This is a genomic window from Krasilnikovia cinnamomea, assembly GCF_004217545.1.
In the GTDB taxonomy this organism is placed as follows: domain Bacteria; phylum Actinomycetota; class Actinomycetes; order Mycobacteriales; family Micromonosporaceae; genus Actinoplanes; species Actinoplanes cinnamomeus.
Genome location: NZ_SHKY01000001.1, coordinates 1,923,184 through 1,941,734, shown reverse-complemented (window position 1 = coordinate 1,941,734; position 18,551 = coordinate 1,923,184). Strand labels below are relative to the sequence as shown.

Here is an 18,551-nt window from a genome sequence, read left to right as displayed (position 1 = left end):
CCCGGTTTCACGGCAGGGCCGGCTGGCGTGCCGGGTCGTCGTCGCGCCCTCCGCTGCATCCGGGGTCGTCGCTCCACCCGTCCGCGGCATCGGGGACGCCCGGGGGTACGGGCATCACCTCCGCGTCGGGGGTCAGGGTCCACGCGTCCGGGAACCCGTCCGGCTGAGCCGTGCCCGTGGGCAGGACCGGCTGGAGGTAGCGCAGTTCGTTGTCGGGCAGCGCGTCGAGCAGCCACCGCACCGCGGGCCACACCGTCGCGGCGGGCGGGCCGGACGGCGTACCCACCAGCAGCAGGAGCCGTTCGGGGTGCGCGGGCATCCGGCGTACGGTGTCGTCGTCGACGTGCTCGGGGCGCACCCACAGGCCGCACCGGACGACTTCGACCAGCCATCCCTCGCGGAGCCGCTGGGTACCCACGTCGAGGGCGGGCAGGTGCGGCATCGGGGCGCGCCACTCCAGCAGGCGGGGAGCGTCGCCGCCGTAATAGCGCAGCCGTTGGGCCGGAGGCCGCCAGCCCGGCAGGCCCGCGTCGTCGACCACGATGCGTACCGTCGCGCCGTCCGGCTCGGCGCCCACCAGGCCCGCGTCGACGCGCACCGCCGCGACCGCGTCACCCGGCAGCCGCGCGGCGAGATCGTCGACGTACCGGCCCCCCGGCCCGTACGGGACCAGGACGAGTTCGTCGCCGGCGGCGGGCGCCAGCTCGCGGACGTACTCGATCAGAGCCTGCGGGTCCGGGTCGGCGCTGCCGGGCCGGCCGATCACCAGGGTGACCCGGGCCGGGTCGGACGGCACCGCGAGAACGGGGTCGTCGGCGTCGGCGGGTTCGTCGCCGCCGTGCAGCCAGATGCCGGCCGGGATGGGCGTCGCCACCAGCCGCGCGCCGGCCGGCACCGGGCGGGTCACGGCGCGCTGCCACGGGGTCGCCGGCTGCCGTGGGCCCTCCGCCAGCGGGCCCGCGCCGGGGCGGAACGTCCACCACCCGCCGCCGACCACGAACAACATTCCGGGCAGGGCGATCACGGGCCCGTCCGGGGCGATCACGGGCAACCCCAGCGAGTCGGCGAGTTGCCGGGCCGGACACCAGCCGTCGGCATCGGCGGCGCCCGCTCCGGCCAGCACGAGCCGTACGGTGGCGCAGCCGGGTGCCAGCGCGGAGTTGAGCAGCGCGCGCAGCACGAGGGTCTCCGGCGGTTCCGCGGTGGCCACCACGACCGTGGTCACCTGCGGGTCGCTGGGCAGGTCCGGCAGGTCCGTCCCGGTGCTGTCGTGGTCGACGACCAGAAGCAACGAGCCGCGCTGGCGGATCATCGGGGCGGGGGTGCGCTCGTACACCGGGCTTTTCCTTCCTGTGAGACAGCGGGCGGGCCGGGCTCAGGCGGCGCGGCAGTCCACCCGCAGCGCAGAAACGCCGAGGTGGTCGCCGTCGCGGCCACTGCCGAAGTCGATGCCCCGGGTGACCATCTGGACGGAGATCTCGCCGTTGGTCACCGGGAACCGCCCGGCGTCGACCCACCGTCCCCGGTTCCCGGGCTGATCCACGTCGAACTCACCGATCACCGGGCCGTTGTGGTCGTCGGTGCTGTGTACGAGGTAGTGCGCCGGCTTGCCCGCGGAGTCCTTGCCGGTGCCGGTGTCGGGGACGTGGACCCGTACCGCGCAGCTGCCGGTGCGGACGCTTCCCGTGTGGAACCACCACACGATGACGTTGTCCCGGTCGTCGCGGGTCGCCGAGCCGCTCATCGGTACGGCGATCATCCGCCCGCCGCACCCGTCGCTGTTCCATCCGCCGTGCGACCGCGAGTACCAGTCGCTGGCCTGGCCGCGCGCGAAGTAGCCGCGGTCGCCGGACTGGGGACAGCTCTCGCCGCTCAGTGCCGCGAACGTGGCGACCGGAGGGGCGGTTGCGGGCCGGCTGGCCGGGGCCGTCGCGCTGTTCAGGGCCGCCGGGACGGTGGACAGGCTGGGGGAGGGCGCGTGCCCGCTGCCGGTGGGGCGGGGTGCCGTGGTGCCGCCGCCCGGCGGCGTCGCCGCCGAGCTGGTGGGGGCGGGCGCGACCGGCATGCCCGGATAACCGGCCAGCGCCGGGTCGACGGGCGCGCCCGCCGGGCTGGTGGCGGCGGCGTCGTTCACGTCCTCGGGACCGGCGGTGGTGAGGGCGCCGAGGCCCACGCCGCTGAACACGGCCGCCACGACGGCCGCGGCGGCGGCCAGCGTCACCCGGCGGCGGCGGGCGCGGTCCGCGCCGCGTCCACGGCGCTCGCGCGCGCCAGGCCCGGCCGGGGACCAGCCGCCTGCGACCGGGTACGGCCCGGCGGCGGACTTCGGCGACCGGCTGCTGTGCCGGGGTGCCGCGTGCGGCATCGACACGACCACCGGGCGTACGAGCCTCAGCTCGGTCGACGACTGCGGTGCTGCTCCACCCCCATCGTTTCGGTCCGTCACGCCGCCCATCCACCACTCGACCTGTCGATCACGAGCGGCATGTTACGGGTCCGGCCCTGATCTTGGGACCCACCTGCACGGGCTTTCCTGACCGACCGGTCGGCCTTTCGGGATCTTGGAGAGTTTGGGTGGGGAGCTGACCCAAACTCCACATCAACGAACCTCTTTAGAGGGTATGTCACTGATTCAATACTTATGGTGGTTTAGCTAACTTACGGTCATATTCATGCGTTTTGCTGCGATTGCGCGCCGCGTTTTCCCGCGGCGGCGCCACATGGGACTCCTGCTGGCCGCCGGGCTCGCCGTGACGGGGGCGCCAACGCCCGCCGCCGCGGCCGTACCGCTGGTCTCCATCGCTCCGGCCCGGGCGGTCACCTTCGACGGGCTGGTCTACACCAGCGCGTACGTCGGCACCACGATCTACGTGGGCGGCAGCTTCCGGAACGCCATCGTCAACGGCCGATCGGTGGTCCGCAAGCGCCTGGCCGCCCTGGACGCCCGTACCGGTGAGCTGCTGCCGTGGGCGCCGGTGGCCGACGGCACCGTCTTCGGGCTGACCGCCGCCGGGGTGTCGTTGTACGTCACCGGGAAGTTCAAGACGGTCGGCGGGCAGGCCCGTCCCGGCCTGGCCGCCGTCAACCTCAAGACCGGCGCGGTCGGAACCCTCAAGCACACGATCACGGGAACCGGGAACGTGCTGACCGCCGGTGGTGGGCGGCTGTTCCTCGGCGGCGCGTTCAGCGCGATCGACGGGCGTGCGGAGAAGAACCTGGCGGCGTTCCGGCTGACCGACGGTGCCCTGGACACCACGTTCCGCGGTGACGCGGACGGCCAGGTGAAGGCGCTGAGCGTGGCCGGGTCCCGGCTGTACGTCGGTGGCGCCTTCAAGAAGCTCAACGGGGCGAGCAACACCGCCCGGTTCGGCGCGCTGGCGCTGGCCGACGGGCAGGTCGACACGGGGTTCCGCCCGAACACGCCGTACCCGGTCGGCGGGATCGCCGTCACCGCGGAGCGGGTGTTCGCGGGGCAGGGCGGCCCCGGTGGCCGGGTGGCCGCGTACCGGCCCGACGGGGCATTCCTGTGGAGCAGCGTCACGGACGGCGACGTGCAGGCGATGACCTACCTGCGCGGGGTCGTGTACGCCGGCGGGCACTGGGACGTCGCCTGCCCGAAACCGTCGGCCACCGCGACCTCCTGGTGCCCGGCGACACTGCGCAGCCAGCCGAAGCTGATCGCCCTCGACGCCGCCACCGGCTTGCTGCTGGACTGGAACCCGCGCAGCAACGGCAAGTGGGGGGTGTTGACGATGGACGCCAACGCCCTGCTCGGCAGCATCGCGGTCGGCGGTGAGTTCACCGCCTTCGCCGGACGGAGCACCCCGCACTTCGCCCAGTTCTGCATCTACGGGTGCGGCGGCACATCCGGCCGCAGCGCTCGATAGGCCCCACGGGTGGTGCCGGCCCTCGGCACCACCCCGCTCTGCCACCGGACCAGAAGTCGCCCGCCTGACCGTCGAACCTCGAGCGTCCGATGGTCAGCGGCCTGGACCGTGGCTGGCCTCAGGCGCCGCAGCAGGCACGCACCGCCCATTCCGGTTCGTGCCACCAGTGCCGCCCGGCCATCGCGCCGACCGGATGAGCCGCACGGGTGGCCGGCGCCACCGGCTCGGGGAAGGCGGCCAGCAGCTCGTCGACCCGATGCGGCACCCCGCCGACCAGCACGCCCCGGACCGCGGCGGCGGCGGTGATGTCGCTCAGCGGGTCACCGTCCACGATCGCGAGGTCGGCGAAGGCCCCGGGCGCCACCACGCCCAGCCGCCCGGCCAACCCGAGCGACCGGGCCGGGTTGGCGGTCGCGGTGGTCAACGCCTCGTACGGGGTGAAGCCGAACCGCACCATCGCCCGCAGGTTCATGTGCAGTGCGATCGCGAGGTGATCCAGGGGCGCGTCCGTGCCGGTGATGACCAGGCCACCGGCCCGATGGACGCGCAGCACCGTGCCCACGTTGGTACGCAGGAGTTCCCGGGCCACCTCGCCCGCCGGGGACCCGGCGTCGGCGACCCGCTGGAGCAGGCGCGCGTACTCCCAGGACGGGTACAACGTCCTGGTCCGCCGGTCGTCGACCAGCGACCGGTCGTCGGCGTACAGGACGGTGGAGTGGAACAGGGTCGGGGTCAGCGACATGCCCGAGGCGGCGAAGAGTTCGATCACGTCCGCGTACGAGCGCTCCAGCCGGCTGGCCGTGTGCGAGTAGCCGAGCCGGTTCGTGGCGCCGGTGTGCTCCATCGCGTCCATGCCCAGGAACGCCGCCGGGTACAGGTAGTGGGAGCTGACCTTCCGGCCGCCACGGTGGGCGCGCTCGGCGACCCGGCGCTGCGCGGCGAGCGGCAGCCGCACATACGTTTTGATCAGGTCGTAGCCCAGGTCCTCGGCCCGGCCCAGCTCCCGATCTGCCTGGGCCACGTCCCGGGTCGGGCGCATGAAGTTGTAGTAGACCCGGGGACCGTCGATCGCCTCGCCGGTGGCGAAGTAGCGGGGCCCGATCCGCGCCCCGGACTCCAGCGCTTCGCGGGTCTCCAGCATCTGGTAGACCGGGTCGCCGGGAGAGCGGGTGGTGGTCACCCCGTAGCTGAGCCACAGGCGTCCCTGCCGGTCGCCCCACTGCCGGCCGCGCAGATGCCAGTGGACGTGCGCGTCGATCAGGCCCGGCATCACCGTCGACGACCGCGCGTCGATCACCTTGGCCCCGGAGCGCGGCCGCGTCGGCTCCACCGCGACGATCCGGTCGCCGTCGAGCACCACGTCGACGTCGCGGCGCAGCCCGGGCGCGACACCGTCCCACAGCGCCCCGGCCTGGATCACGACGTGCCCGGTGGCGCGGGCCCGCCGCCAGGACAGCTCCAGCGGGATCGTCCGGGGGCCGCCGCCGGACACGGACACCTCCCGCAGCCGGCCCGCGTGCAGATACATCAGCCGCTCACCCCGCCAGGACAGGGAATCGGCGTACTCGTGCGTGACCTGGCGCGGCGGGCCGGTGATCCGCCCGGCGCCGTCGACCGGCGCCACCCACGCCACCGAGTCGACCACGAACGCCAGCCAGCGCCCGTCCGGCGACCACGTCGGCCCGTCGTCACCCCGGGTGGACAGTGACGCGCCGGGCATCGGCTCGGCGTAGGTGAGCGCACCGGTGGCCACGTCCACGGTGAGGATCTGGCTGGTGCCCTCCCGGAACCGCTTGCTGTACGGCTTGACCGCGGCCAGCGCCAGGGTGCGCCCGTCCGGCGACCAACTGACCCGGCCCGGCTGGAACATCCCCGGCACGACCTGCCGGGCCTGGCCGGTGGCGAGGTCCAGGATCCAGGTGGCGCCGTCGTCGTCGGCGAAGGCGATCCGGTCGCCGACCGGCGACCAGCGCGGCGCGACCTGGCCGCCGGGCAGCCTGGTGAGCTGCTCCTCGGCGCCGGTGGTCAGGTCGCGCCGCCACAGGTCGGCGCTGCCCGCCCGGTCCGAGCTGTAGACCAGGTACCGGCCATCGGGGGAGAAGTCAGGGTCGGAGGCGAAGTAGCCGTCGGCCACGAGGCGCTCGGGGCGCGGCGAGCCGACGCTCAGCAGCCACAGCGCGTTCAGCGCCCGGAACGCCACCCGGGTGCCGTCCGGCGACGCGACCGGGCCGGCGATGCCCCGTACCGGCTGCGGCCGGGTGCCGGTCAGGTCGCGGACGAAGCGCGCCGGCCGGGTACGCGCCGGCAACGCGACCGTCGCGGCGAACGGGATCGGCGTGCGCGGTCCGTCGAGCGGGCGCTGCCAGACCCGGCCGTCCGCGGTGTAGACCAGCCGGTCGCCGCCCAGCCAGGTCAGCGGCAGGACGAAGACGTCCTCGCCGGTGCTCACCCGGGTCTGGCCGACCATCAGATCGCACGCCGCACCGGCCAAGCGTACGTAGGCCAGCGACCGGCCGTCCGGCGTGAACGCGGGTGCGAACACGCCGACCCCGGCCGCCGCGCCGATCGCCCGGGTGACCGCGCCGGTCGGCACGTCGACCACGTCGATGGCGCCACCGTCCACCGTGTACGCCACGCGCCGGCCATCCGGCGACCAGGTGGGCGCGGCCTGCTCCGCCGCGGTGTCCGAGATCGTGCTGATCGCGCCGGTAGCCAGGTCGTAGGCGTAGATGCCGTAGCCCGAGCCGCCGCGGTCCGAGGCGAACGCGATCGACCTGCCGTCCGGTGCGAACCGGGGTTCGCGGTGGTCGAACCGGCCCGAGGTGAGCTGGCGCCGGCTGCCGTCCAGATTGATCAGCCACAGGTGGTAGTTGCCGTCGGTGTACGCCTGCACCACCACCGAGGCCGAGTCGGGCGACCAGTGCGGCAGCGTCGCGTCGAGCAGTTCGTCGGTCAGCCGGCGGGCGACTCCGCCGGACGCGGGGAGCACCCACACCATGGTCAGCAGGTCCAGCGCGACCCACCGGCCGTCCGGCGACGCCGCCGCGGCGACGTTCGTACCCTCGTTGAGGGTGACCGATCCTCCGGCCGCCGCGGCGGCCGTGGCCGGCTCGGCGGAGGCGCCGGTGACGCTGACCGCCCCGGCGATCGCGGCCGCCTGGCCGCCCAGTTGAAGGATTCGACGGCGGCTGTACGGACTGTCAGACAACCTGTCCCCCATGGATCGTCTGTAGTGGATACCGACAATTCCATCAGAACATCGACACGTACTGAAGCCATCCGGTGAATCTTGACTCGGCCTCGAACCGTCGAAGTGCCCGGGTGATCGTCTGGCCCGGCTGGCGGGCCGGATGACGGACGCCGGGGGCGGCCTGCGCGCCGGGGGATTGCCTCGGCCAGCCGGGGAGAGGACGATAGGAGAGCTTCGTCACCGTCGGCCCTTGCCGTGGTGGTGAGCCGAGTTGCGCCGATCGCTGTTCTTCAGTGGCGTGCCCGGGGGCCGATCCAAGACATTGCCCCCAGTACCCCGCGCCTCAGTCCCAGGTGATGTTCCCGTGAAGAAGCCCGTTCTGGCCGCCGCCATCGTCGGGGTCCTCGCGTGGCCGGTCATCCCGGCCGCGAACGCGACCCCGGCCCCGGCCGCCGCCGGGCCCGTCGGGGCGGGCCCGGCGGCGGAGACCTCTGACGTTTCGGCGGCGCGCCGCACAGTGCTGCGGATCATGCCGCTGGGCGACAGCATCACGTACGGCATCGGCAGCTCCACGGGCGACGGCTACCGGTACCACCTGCAGCGGGATCTCACGGCCGCGGGTGCCCGGTTCGACTTCGTCGGCTCCCAGAAGCGCGGGCGCCACGGGGACCTCGACAACGAGGGCCACGGCGGCAAGTCGACCCAGCAGATCGCCGCCCACCTCGACGGCTGGCTGACCACGTACCGGCCGAATGTGGTGCTGCTGCACACCGGCACCAACAACGTCGCCCGCGGGCACGAGCCGCGGGCGATCGCGGCGAAGCTGTCCGCCATGATCGACCAGATCCACGCCAAGGTGCCCGGCGCGCACATCTTCGTCGCCAGGATCATCGCCACCCGGGTGCCCGGGGAAGTGGCCGCGAACCGCGCCTACAACGCGCTCATCCCCGGCGTCGTCGCGGCCAAGGGGCCTCTGGTGCACCTGGTCGACCAGACCTCCGTGGGCGGGCTGAGCCTCAACGACGCCCACCATCCCAACGACTACGGCTACCGCAAGATCGCCTACAACTGGTACCGGGCCATGCGTGCCGTCCTGGCCCCGTACTGGCGGCCGCCGGTGGACAACCCGTACGCCGACACCAGGCACGTCAAACTGACCCACTGGAACCAGGCACGTCGGCGCAACGTGAGCGCCTACTGGAGCCGGATCCGGGCCGTCACGGAGGACGGCCGGCCCGCGTACGTCTGGATCAGGGACCGGAACCAGAAGCCCTGACCGGGCGCGCTCCCGGGAGGCGCACCCCTTCGGTGCGGGGACGAGCCTGTGGGCCTGGTGTGGAAGGGCTGACCGGGCGCACGAGTAGGGGCGCTGACCGGTCGTGGTGTGTCAGGGGCGGTCTGTGGCGTCCAGGTGGGTGAGGACCTGGGTGCTGGTCTCGGCGATGGCGGTGACCTGCTCGGTGGTGAGGTGGTCGAAGAACATGCGCCGTACGGCGTCGACGTGCCGGGGGGCGGCGGCGGTGATCGCCTGGCGGCCGGTGTCGGTGAGGACGACGTAGGCGCCGCGTCCGTCGTCGTGGCACTCGTCGCGGGCGACCAGCCCGCGCTTGTGCATGCGGGCGAGGTGGTGCGACAGCCGGCTCTGCTCCCAGCCGAGGATGCGCTGCAGTTCGTAGGGACGCAACCGGCCGTCGGCGGCGTCGGTGAGGTGGACCAGGACTTCGTAGTCCGGCAGCGACAGGCCCGAGTCGGTCTGCAGTTGCCGGTTCAGGGCGGCGGTGAGCCGGTTCTGCGCCTGCAGGTAGGCGCGCCAGGCGTGTTGTTGGTCGTCGGTGAGCCAGGCGGCGTCGCTCATGGCCCCATCCTAGCCAATTTCCATGACACGTCATCCTTGCGGAATCAATGACGCGTCATGTATGTTGGGCCGAGGTACATGACGCATCATCTTCTGATCGAGGGGAACCAGCCATGAGCACCCTGCTGAGCCCGAAGGTCGACATCCGGCCCGCCGACAAGCGCTACAAGACCGCCATCGACTGGCTGGACTCGAAGCACTCGTTCTCCTTCGGTCACCACCAGTACCGCAGCAACACCCACCACGGGTTGTTGCTGGTCAACAACGACGACATCGTGCATCCGGGGATGGGCTTCGAGACCCACCCGCACCGGGACATGGAGATCGTCACCTGGGTGCTGCAGGGCTCACTGGTGCATCAGGACTCCACCGGCCACAGTGGCGTGATCTACCCCGGTCTGGCGCAGCGGATGAGTGCCGGCACCGGCATCCTGCACTCGGAGAAGAACGACTCCTGGCGCCTCGGCGGCCGGCAGCACACCGACCCGGTGCACTTCGTGCAGATGTGGGTGGTGCCCGACGAGCGCGGCATCACGCCCGGCTACGAGCAGTTGGAGATCGACAACGAGCTGCTGGCCGGCGGCCTGGTCCCGGTCGCGTCCGGCATGGCCAAGCACGACGGCAACGCCGCCATCCGGATCAAGAACAAGCACGCCGCGCTCTACGCCGCCCGCATGGAGCCGGGCCAGAGCGTGCAACTGCCCGACGCGCCGTTCCTGCACCTGTTCGTGCCGCGCGGCGCCGTGACTCTGGAGGGCGCCGGCCCGCTGTCCACCGGCGACGCGGTCCGCTTCACCGCCACCGGCGGGCAGCGGATCACCGCGACCGAACCAGCCGAGGTTCTCGTCTGGGAGATGCACGCCACCCTAGGCTGACCACCACCGGCCCGCGACCGAGACATTGCCCTGCGGTCAGGCGCCGGGCGACGGTTCCGGCTGCGGTTCGCTGCCGGCGGTGTCGAGTGGTTGAAGGGCGGGTTTGGTGGTGAAGAAGGGCTCGAAGAGGCGGTCTTTGACCTCGGCGCTCATGCCGATGCCGTTGTCGCGGACGGTCAGCTGGGCGTAGCTGCCCGCCGGCAGCGGCTGGGTCGGGCCGCCCGCCAGTCCCGTGATGCCGGTTTCGATGTCGATGGTTCCCCCCCTCGGGCAGCGCGTCGCGGGCGTTGATGACGAGGTTGAGCAGGATCTGGTCGAGGCGGCCACGGTTGGCGCTCACCGGAACGGTGCCGGGGCAGGTGTGGCAGCTCAGCGTGATGTTGGGTCCGATGGTCCTGCTCAGCAGGCTGGTGGCGGCCGTGACGATGGCGTTCAGGTCGACGGTCTCCAACTGGCCGGCGTCCCCGCTTGGCGAACAGCAGCAACTGGCCGGTCAGGTCCCGGCCCCGATCGGCGGCGTCGCGGATCCGGGCCAGATCGTCCGCCACGTCGTCGCCGGTCTCGTCGGCGACGAACTCGGCGCAGTTGACGATGACGGCGAGCAGGTTGTTGAAGTCGTGGGCCACGCCGCCGGCGAGCTGGCCGAGGCTCTCCAGCCGGGCGGCCCGCGCGGCCTGTTCGTCGGCGATCCGCTGCTCGGCCTCGCGGTGCTTGCGGGCGGTGATGTCGCGCTCGGTCGCGGCGCCGCCGATGATCACCCCGTCAGCGTTGCGCAGCGGCCAGAGGATGGTCGAGACGAAGACCTTGCTGCCGTCCTTGCGAAGCCGTACCGCCTCGTCGACATGCAGTTGGCGGCCCTCCGCCATGCGGGCGAGCACGCTGGCGAGCACGCCCATGCGGTTGGGTAGCAGCAGCATCGCCACGGACCGGCCGATGACCTCGTCGGCGGTGTAGCCGTAGATGCGCTCGGCGCCGCTGTTCCAGGACGTGATGATGCCGTCGAGGGTGAGCGCCCAGGTGGCGTCGGCGGACTGTTCGACGATCGCGGCCAGCATCGATTTACGGCGGGCCGTGGCGGCGGCGGTACGGGTCGCACGCACAGCCAGCACCAGGGCGAGCAGCAGGCACACGATCCCGACCACGATCATCATCGTCAACGCCCGGTAGTTCGTCCTGCGGGCGGCGGCGGCGCTCGCGTCGACGCTGGCCTGTGCCTCACCGGCGAGCTGCTCGACCGCGGTGGCGGTCGTCTCGTACCAGTACAGTTCCTCACCGGCGACCAGTTCGTTGGCGGCCGCGATCCGGGCCGGTACGCCGGACCGGTACCCGGACACGATCCGGGCGTCGAGCTCCATGAAGCGGCGGAAGGCGTCCTCGGCGGTGGCCAGCTGCTGCCGTTGGACCGGGGACAGCGTGTCGGCGGCCAGCCGGTCCAGATCCTCGCGGAACGCTGCCGCCGTGGCCAGAAACCTCGCGCGCTGCCCCGTCGCGTCCGCCGTGGCGTCGGGCACCCCCCGGATCGTGTCGAAGGCGTACCCCGTCCGCCAGCCGTTGAGGTCGGCGATGCGGAACTTCGCCCTGAGCGCGTCACTTCGCAGCGCCGCGGACGCGGTGATCTGCTGGTCGGCCCTGCGTTGCTCAATGATGTTGACGACGGCAAAACCGATCATGACGAGCACCAACAGTGCGACGAGTCCGAAGGCGCCAGTGAGGCGACCAGCGACGCGAATCCCACGCCACTTCTTCATGTCTCGGTCTTCCTGCGGACGGGCCAACGCACTCCACCCTAGTAGTCCTTGGGTGTAAGGAACCATTTATCGCAGTTGGGCATACAACGACCGGGGTGAGGATCGTCGATCTCGACGGTTGAACGGTCGCGCTGAGGGGCAAACGAGATGGAAACCGGGAGACTTCTGGCCGAGGGTCTCGTGCTTGGGGAGAGGGATCATGCGACGCGACGAGTCACCCTTCCTGCTTTTCCCCGGGGCCGGATCGATCGGTCAGGCGGTCACCGCGGTCAGCGACTTCTACACCGCCATCACCGAGGTCGCCGTGCATGGCCGTTGGGATGTCGACCTGAGCGCGTCAGCGGTCGAGGTCCTGCGGAAATGCTTCGCCGACCAGCCGTCCGGGCTCATCGTGGACCTCCACGATCTCAGCGACCCGCAGGGCGCCAGCGCCCCGTTGTGGAGCACCGCCCGGTCCTGGGGCGAGCGGCGGCGCCCGCCCGTGCCGGTCGTGGTCTGCCTGCCGAGCGCCGCGCCGCTGGCCGCCGTCCTGCGCCGGCGCGGCGCCCGCTGGTTCCTGCCGATCTACGCCACCGTGCCGGAGGCCCGCGCGGCCTTGATCGCCTCCGCCGCCCACCCAGAGCGGCTCACCATACATCTGGCGCCCGATCCCGACGCGCTGGCCGAGGTCCCTGCGGTCATCGACTACGCCTGTGCCAGCTGGAATCTTCCGGAGCTGGTGCAGCCCGCCACCGCCGTGCTGGCCGAGCTGGTCGCCAACGCCATCGACCACGCGCGCTCCCGCATCGACGTGGCCGTCTCCCGCCGTCGAGCAGGGCTGCACCTGACCGTGCACGACCGCAGTCCTGACATCCCGCCCGCACCCAGGTACGTGGCCGGAGACCCGGGCGACCCGGCCCGTCAGGGGCTGGGCCTGGGACTGGTGCACAGCCTGGCCGACGCGTGGGGCGCGCTGCCCACCCGGACCGGCAAGCTGGTCTGGGCGACCGTCAGCACGCCGCCCGCGACAGGCAAGACCGCCACGGCGGAACCGTCCATCGAATAGGGCCGCTGCGACGCCCAACGCGAAGCGCTCCGGCCAATCAGCTCTCTTGGGAGGCTGAGAAGCTCGATCGAAAGAGCTCGAACTCGCCGAACCTCTGCTCTCGCATGAGCTCGACCTGCTGGTTTAGCTGTGTGATCGAATCGTCGATGTCCGCCAAGGTGGAAATATATGCCATCTGATCCTGTGGATCCGGAACCGGGACTGACACGGATCCGATCTTTGAGAGGCTCAAGGAGACGTTCGCCGACCCCTTCATCAGCGGCACGAGGATCTCGTCCTTGTGTGCTTCAAGATAGTAGTAAAGGAACCGCGGGTGTACCTTGCCTGGATCTTTCACTTGCAGGATCGCCACGATTGTGGCGGCCGAAAATTTTCCTGAAGGAACGTAGGTCAATCGCTTGATGCTGGCGTGCCCATGGCCAGTCGATGAGACGAGGGGAATGCAGATGGACTCGCCTTCAGCGTGATATGAATCAGCGAACTTGGGTTCCTCCGAAGTCGTGACAAGGCGATATTCTCCGCCCGGGACGGCCTTGCTTGCCGGAAGCTGTCCCTTGCTGATGTTGCAGAGATCCTTCAACGACGCCGTTGGGAACCGCTGATCAACCTCTTGCGAGCGGAGGTAAAGCTGTGGCCACAGCTCCAATCCCCGCTTCCGAATGGCGCTCAGCTCCACCCACCCATGCTTACCCGGAGCGGGCGAGTAATCGGCGCTGCTTCGCCTTGACCATTGGGTGTGAAGATCCGGAAGGTCGGACTCAGCAATAGGCAACCGAGCCGCGTTCTGGGTGAAGCCATCCTCTTCAACCTGATACATCCAAACCCGTTCGGTTGAGCCGCCCTTTCGGAAAACGAGGATCGCCGTGGCAACACTCGCATATGGCTTGAACGTCGAATGGGGCAAAGCGATTACCGCCTCCAGAACATTGTTTTCGATGAGGCGTTGGCGCAGAGAGGTAGGGATGGGGTGATTTCCGAGAAGTATGCCCTGAGGGACGATCACAACGGCTCGTCCACCGGGGGTGAGAACATCCTCGAACAGCTGAAGAAAGAGCTGCTCCGTCTTCTTGGTGGAGAATCGAAATTCGTCAGAAATCTCTGACGACTCGACCGACCCACTGAACGGCGGGTTGGCCAGAACAACCTGAGCGCGCGCAGCGTGAGAAAAGGACTTCCCAAGCGCGTCGGCGTAGTTCACTTGCGGAGTTTCAATTCCATGGAGAACCATGTTCATAGCCGCGATACGGACCATGGAGGGGTCGAAGTCGTATCCTGCCAGACTAGCCGTGCGCAACCACTCCCATTGGCTTTCGGTTAGGCGGTCGCCGACCAGGCCATGGATGGCACCGTCTTCGTCGGTCGTCAGGAACTCAGCAGATGTGCCCTGGGCGATCAGATTTTGGTATGCGGCGATCAGGAACCCGCCGGTACCGCAGGCAGGGTCGAGCACCCGCTGACCGAACCGCAGGTCGGCCAGCTCGACCATCGCACGGATGATGTGCCGCGGTGTTCTGAACTGGCCTATTTGACCCGCTACAGAGAGCCGACTCAACATGTACTCATAGATATCTCCTTGCGTATCGATGTTTTGATCCGCGATCGCAAGGTCGTCAATGATATTTACTGCCTCGACCAGTAGGCTTGGCTTCTGGATGAGGAAGGTCGCATCCTCGAGGTACTGAGTAAACGCATGGTTCTCGGGAGCGAGACCCTTCATCCAGCGAAATACACGGCCCTGCACGTGGGGGACCATCTCGTCGCCCGGCAAGTTCCGCCAGTAGGACCACCGGCAGTCCTGGGCGTCTTCGGCGGCGTATAGAGACACGTACTTTTGGCCGCGAGCCCTCGCGCTCTGGGCGGCAGCGTTGTCCTTGTCCTCGAGTCGCTTCAAGAAGATCAGATAGTTCATTTGATCAATCGCCATCAGCGGATTGGCCAGACCGCCGGACCAGAACTTGTTCCAGAGGGCATCAATCTTCTTGCGGAGGTCAGATCGGAGCACAGTTACATCCCAAACATCGAATTGAGGGCCAGCAATTCTTCAAGGTCGTTAGGCGAGAGCTTCTGTTCAACATCCCCGCCCAACCTGCTGAAGGGCACTTCATAGAGATCTTGGCGTTCTACGCGTCCCACCTGTATTAGCCTGCGCGCGAAGAGGCGAACAAAGAGGATCTGGTCTGCTGTCAGATTTCGACTGTGGGTCAACGCCGCCACAGCATCGTTGATGGCTTCTTCACGTGACGGAAGCTTCTCGACCTTCAACGCATGACGGAGGAGCGTAGTGAAGGAGCCATGTGGCGCCGAATAGGTGCGTCGTAGGGTTGACTCCGTAATGTAAAGCTCGGGTTCGTCTAGCACCGCCTCAATGGACATTAGGTCTTGGTCTGTCAGCTGCTGTCCGGTGGCGAGGCGCAACATAGCCGGATGAGTCTGTGCCAGCATCCGGACACGATCCTCGACCTCGCGCCGGTAATCGTCCAGATCAAATTCGCGCGATTCCGGCCCGACAACGATCCAGTCACGCTGCTCGAACACGTCGTCGAGGTCCAGGGTGATGAGATGTTGCGGCTCGGGTTCTCGCAGGCGCATGAACCGTTCGAACCGGCTGCGGAGAGTCCAAACCTCGTCTGGCGTACGTGGGGGCGAAATGCGTTCCCTGTGCACATCGATCAGGAACGCCTTCTCCCGCTCCAGGTCTGGGTGATCGACAGGTAGATGCCGAAGGTCGTCCAGCATCTTCTCTTGCGCCCGCTCGATCTTGTCGTCATCCTCATCGAGGATGGCAACGATCGCGGACAGGCAGTGATTCGAGTATGTCTCACGTGCGACGTCGACACGCGGAAGGAAGCGCATTAGAGGGGCGAACTCTAATTTGAGGGTCTGAAGCTTCTGTGGCGTCAGTTGAAGCCAGTAGTTTTCACGAGCGACCTGCTCGATCAGTTCGCCTTCCGCCCGAACGAGCGGGCTCTCCATCGGCAGGCTGTCGACCATGCCGCGGAGCTCAGAAATCAATGTTTCTTCTAGATCTGGGCGGCCGACCTGCCGGGCTCCTACAACAGCTTGTAGGAGCAATCTGAACTTGCGTACTGCGACCGGAGTGGAAGCGGATGGCTCCACGCCCTCCGGGTCTAGCTGGAATCGGTTGAAGTTGTCCCAGAAGTCCAAGATCCGAAATACCTTCTTTGCGTCGGCGGGGCACCACTCCTTAGCATTGGTTTCGCTAACCACCCGAGTTCCTCGGCCGATCATCTGCCAAAACTTGATTCGTGAGAACACGGGTTTCAGGAAGCCGAGATTCACAACCGTGGGAACGTCAACGCCAGTGTCGAGCATGTCGACCGAAATTGCTATCCGGGGGAACGGGTCACGCTTGAAGCGCCTGATGAGAGATTCGGTGTCCTCCATATGAGAGTCGATAACCTCGGCTAGGCCGATGTGCTGAGGATACATTTCGTTGAAGATCTCAAGGAGCCGAACGGCGTGCTTGTGGCTAATCGCAAAGATGATGCTCTTTCCCGGCAGGCTTCCAGACGGGTCGGCAAGAGCGTTGTCAAAGAATTCACGCACGATGAGTCGAGTGGTCTCGCGGTTGGTGACTCGACGCTCTAGCTGAGTGCCCTCGAAGTTGAGGTCATCCGGGTCGATCCCCTCTTCCTCCAGCTGCGCTTTGACCTGCGGTGGCAACTCGGAGCCGTGAATTCCCTCGATCTGGATCTGGGTGCGAGCGTGGTAGGCCTCGTATGGGACGAGGTTCTTGTCTTCAACGGCCTGTTCGAGGTCGTAGGCGAACGTCGGGAGACGATCTTGGCATCCGAAGAAATCGAAGGTATTCCGGTCGATAAAGTCGGCAGGTGTGGCAGTAAGCCCTACTAGATATGCGTCAAAGTAGGTGAGTACTGACTTCCACTTGTGGTAAATGGATCTATGGCATTCGTCGATCACAATTATGTCGAATGCGCCCGCCGTGAATTCTTGGTAGAAGTCTTGCATGGTTTGTAGTGTTGCGACATAGATTCGCTTGCTGTTGTCGTACGTTGACGTTCGAATCTGCTCGGCCGGCTCACCGGGTAGGAACTCTCGAAATGCGTCCAGTGCCTGAGTTGCGAGTGTGTTGCGATCCACTACGAAGAGAACTCGTTGTGCCCATCTGGCCCGGATAACCGTGTCCACAAATGCGGCCGCCGTACGGGTCTTTCCCGTCCCGGTCGCCATCACCCAGAGGAGGCGTCGCTTGCCCTCGTCCAAAGTCTCGTGGGCCCGACGTAGTGCTTCTAGCTGGTACGGCCGGTTGACGATCTTCGAGTTGATTTCGACAGCGGCGAGCCTGGAACGATTCTCGCGTTGAAACAGCCGGCGGGCGATGTCCTCGGGGGAGAAGAAGGCGCCGACTTGCCTAGCGTCACCGATTCCGTCGCTGTACAGGATTCGATAGCCGTTCGCAAGGAAGATGACAGGCCTAAGCCCCTGCTGCTGTTCGATTGCATCGGCGTAAAGACGTGCCTGCTCTTTGCCAACGATCGGATCGCGAGAGCTTCGCTTCGCCTCGACAATTCCTACCACTCTGCCGTCTTCGCCGCGCAATGCATAGTCCACGAATCCCTGGCCCGCGGATCCGCGCGATTCAACGCGGTATTCGGCTTCGAGATCTTCCCCCGTGGCGTTCCATCCGGCACTCGCCAGCTGGTTGTCGATAAGTTGTGCTCTGGTGGCAGCTTCGTTCGGTCCGGCCGGGCTCATCAGTCAAGGTCTCCATCCAGACGCTGGCATCCGTGGCAGGTAGAGAAACCTAAGTGTGAGAGATGGGAAATCTTATCGTACTGTGCACTTACGTGACGTTTCGGACGGGATCTCCTGGCGACGATCGGGAAGCTTCCTCACATTACCGCGCAGGTCTGCACACCTATCGTTTCACCGTTCGTTCCCTCGACGCCGCTCGGGCAGTGCAATAGCCACCGGTGAAGGTTGCGTCGATTTGGGCGGTGCTGCTCGCCGGTGCTGACGTGAATCATCCGCGAGCACATCGCACGGTTCGGTCTCGGCCCAGGCGATCGGCTGTTCGTGGCGGAAGGGTCACCGCGCTGAGGTAACCGATGCGATGGGCGCCCTTCCGGTCGAAACGCTCGAGCAGAAGCACGGGGTTGCCCTCGACGCCGACCAGCTGCCTCTTCGGTACCGGGATTCCGGCGGCCTCGGCCAGGTCAAGAGCAGTCTTCTCCCATGCGATGACACTCCAGTCGTCGGCATGGTGCGGAAATTTTGCGATCATGAGCCGGTGGCCCCCCGGACCGAGGCAGGGCGGGAAGGGCGATGAGCTTCGGTACATCGGGTGCCGGATGCTGGAATTCGCCCTCGGTATCGGTCTTGAAACGCAGCGCGCCCTGCCGGGTCTCGTCGCTATGTGAGTGGCGGCGGAGGGGCTGCCGGGGTTCCGGCCGCGGCTGGTCTGGTGGCTGCAGGCGGCGCTGGAACCGTCGAGGACTTCCATGATCGCTGCTGTCTGTTCGGCTGCGAGTCGCCGTCCGCGTTCACCGTCCACGGTGGTGATCCCGAAGTCAAACTCCAGGTCTCGCCGGGCGCTCATGCTTCACCCGAGCGCAGCCCGGGCCGATGCGGAATGGGAGTCATCCGAGAGCGTGCCGAGGATCTTGCGCCGACCTGCTCCCCTGATCAGTGATCGGGGGACTGGCTCTATTGCGGTGCCCCCGGCAGGATTCGAACCTGCGCTTTCGCCTCCGGAGGGCGACGCTCTATCCCCTGAGCTACGGGGGCTCAGTGCAGACAGCCTAGCAAAGCTGATGACCAAGCCGCGACGAGGGGGCTCCGTGCCCGTTTGGGCCAGCCAGCCGGTTTGACACCCACCGGTCGGAAAGCCATAGTCTTCGATACGTTCGGCGATGCATGGCGTTGTCGACCGTGACACGGGGGTTATGGCGGTCTGCACGCGCACGTCC

The 18,551-nt window shown here is 67.9% G+C and carries 13 protein-coding genes and 1 tRNA gene; 4 read left to right on the top strand and 10 right to left on the bottom strand.

Annotation, left to right across the window (positions count from 1 at the left end):
* Window positions 1–7: 7 nt before the first annotated feature.
* Both EV385_RS08540 and EV385_RS08535 read right to left on the bottom strand, forming a co-directional pair.
* A complete protein-coding gene (locus EV385_RS08540; protein WP_130508976.1) occupies window positions 8–1,336 on the bottom strand; it encodes a hypothetical protein in 1,329 nt (442 codons plus the stop codon).
* Window positions 1,337–1,375: 39 nt separating this feature from the next.
* Window positions 1,376–2,446: a hypothetical protein gene (locus tag EV385_RS08535; protein ID WP_130508975.1), complete on the bottom strand. Its 1,071-nt coding sequence runs from the start codon at window positions 2,444–2,446 to the stop codon at window positions 1,376–1,378.
* 274 nt (window positions 2,447–2,720) lie between these two features.
* On the opposite strand from EV385_RS08535, the gene EV385_RS08530 reads away from it, so the two are divergent.
* The gene (locus tag EV385_RS08530; protein ID WP_165449418.1) at window positions 2,721–3,887 is read left to right on the top strand and encodes a hypothetical protein; all 1,167 of its coding nucleotides are present in this window, start codon (window positions 2,721–2,723) and stop codon (window positions 3,885–3,887) included.
* Between the two features lie 118 nt (window positions 3,888–4,005).
* Here EV385_RS08530 and EV385_RS08525 read toward each other — a convergent pair whose 3' ends face one another.
* Complete coding sequence (locus EV385_RS08525) at window positions 4,006–7,095, bottom strand: amidohydrolase family protein (protein ID WP_207229783.1); 3,090 nt, start codon at window positions 7,093–7,095, stop codon at window positions 4,006–4,008.
* Window positions 7,096–7,441: 346 nt separating this feature from the next.
* On the opposite strand from EV385_RS08525, the gene EV385_RS08520 reads away from it, so the two are divergent.
* A complete protein-coding gene (locus EV385_RS08520) occupies window positions 7,442–8,353 on the top strand; it encodes an SGNH/GDSL hydrolase family protein (protein WP_130508972.1) in 912 nt (303 codons plus the stop codon).
* A 111-nt stretch (window positions 8,354–8,464) separates the two neighbouring features.
* Here the strand turns inward: EV385_RS08520 and EV385_RS08515 are convergent, their stop codons facing one another.
* Window positions 8,465–8,932 (bottom strand): MarR family winged helix-turn-helix transcriptional regulator, encoded by a 468-nt coding sequence (locus tag EV385_RS08515; RefSeq protein WP_130508971.1) that lies wholly within the window; start codon window positions 8,930–8,932, stop codon window positions 8,465–8,467.
* Window positions 8,933–9,045: 113 nt separating this feature from the next.
* On the opposite strand from EV385_RS08515, the gene EV385_RS08510 reads away from it, so the two are divergent.
* Window positions 9,046–9,807 carry a pirin family protein gene (locus EV385_RS08510; RefSeq protein WP_130508970.1) on the top strand — a complete coding sequence of 254 codons (762 nt, stop codon included), beginning with the start codon at window positions 9,046–9,048 and terminating at the stop codon, window positions 9,805–9,807.
* A 36-nt stretch (window positions 9,808–9,843) separates the two neighbouring features.
* On the opposite strand, the gene EV385_RS36220 is transcribed toward EV385_RS08510, so the two are convergent.
* Together EV385_RS36220 and EV385_RS08500 are read right to left on the bottom strand one after the other, a co-directional pair.
* Window positions 9,844–9,966 (bottom strand): hypothetical protein, encoded by a 123-nt coding sequence (locus tag EV385_RS36220; RefSeq protein ID WP_479723876.1) that lies wholly within the window; start codon window positions 9,964–9,966, stop codon window positions 9,844–9,846.
* Between the two features lie 17 nt (window positions 9,967–9,983).
* Complete coding sequence (locus EV385_RS08500; RefSeq protein ID WP_165449417.1) at window positions 9,984–11,477, bottom strand: PAS domain S-box protein; 1,494 nt, start codon at window positions 11,475–11,477, stop codon at window positions 9,984–9,986.
* A 277-nt stretch (window positions 11,478–11,754) separates the two neighbouring features.
* On the opposite strand from EV385_RS08500, the gene EV385_RS08495 reads away from it, so the two are divergent.
* Window positions 11,755–12,600: an ATP-binding protein gene (locus EV385_RS08495; RefSeq protein ID WP_130508967.1), complete on the top strand. Its 846-nt coding sequence runs from the start codon at window positions 11,755–11,757 to the stop codon at window positions 12,598–12,600.
* A 37-nt stretch (window positions 12,601–12,637) separates the two neighbouring features.
* On the opposite strand, the gene EV385_RS08490 is transcribed toward EV385_RS08495, so the two are convergent.
* The 4 genes from EV385_RS08490 to EV385_RS08475 all read right to left on the bottom strand — a co-directional run bounded on the left by EV385_RS08490 (window position 12,638) and on the right by EV385_RS08475 (window position 18,369).
* On the bottom strand, window positions 12,638–14,602 hold the full coding sequence (locus tag EV385_RS08490) for an N-6 DNA methylase (protein ID WP_130508966.1): 1,965 nt from the start codon (window positions 14,600–14,602) through the stop codon (window positions 12,638–12,640).
* Between the two features lie 2 nt (window positions 14,603–14,604).
* Window positions 14,605–17,337 (bottom strand): type I restriction endonuclease subunit R, encoded by a 2,733-nt coding sequence (locus tag EV385_RS08485; protein WP_130508965.1) that lies wholly within the window; start codon window positions 17,335–17,337, stop codon window positions 14,605–14,607.
* A 268-nt stretch (window positions 17,338–17,605) separates the two neighbouring features.
* Entirely contained in the window at window positions 17,606–17,866 is a 261-nt protein-coding gene (locus EV385_RS36075; protein WP_207229782.1) for a HipA domain-containing protein, read from the bottom strand.
* A 431-nt stretch (window positions 17,867–18,297) separates the two neighbouring features.
* Window positions 18,298–18,369: transfer RNA gene (locus EV385_RS08475), tRNA-Arg, on the bottom strand.
* Between the last annotated feature and the right edge of the window lie 182 nt (window positions 18,370–18,551).

Bases quoted from the DNA above. Each gene is read 5' to 3' on its own strand.
- EV385_RS08485 (WP_130508965.1), bottom strand. From the start codon at position 17,337: ATGAGCCCGGCCGGACCGAACGAAGCTGCCACCAGAGCACAACTTATC.
- EV385_RS08495 (WP_130508967.1), top strand. From the start codon at position 11,755: ATGCGACGCGACGAGTCACCCTTCCTGCTTTTCCCCGGGGCCGGATCG.
- EV385_RS08500 (WP_165449417.1), bottom strand. From the start codon at position 11,477: ATGATCGGTTTTGCCGTCGTCAACATCATTGAGCAACGCAGGGCCGAC.
- EV385_RS36075 (WP_207229782.1), bottom strand. From the start codon at position 17,866: ATGATCGCAAAATTTCCGCACCATGCCGACGACTGGAGTGTCATCGCA.
- EV385_RS08530 (WP_165449418.1), top strand. From the start codon at position 2,721: ATGGGACTCCTGCTGGCCGCCGGGCTCGCCGTGACGGGGGCGCCAACG.
- EV385_RS08510 (WP_130508970.1), top strand. From the start codon at position 9,046: ATGAGCACCCTGCTGAGCCCGAAGGTCGACATCCGGCCCGCCGACAAG.
- EV385_RS08515 (WP_130508971.1), bottom strand. From the start codon at position 8,932: ATGAGCGACGCCGCCTGGCTCACCGACGACCAACAACACGCCTGGCGC.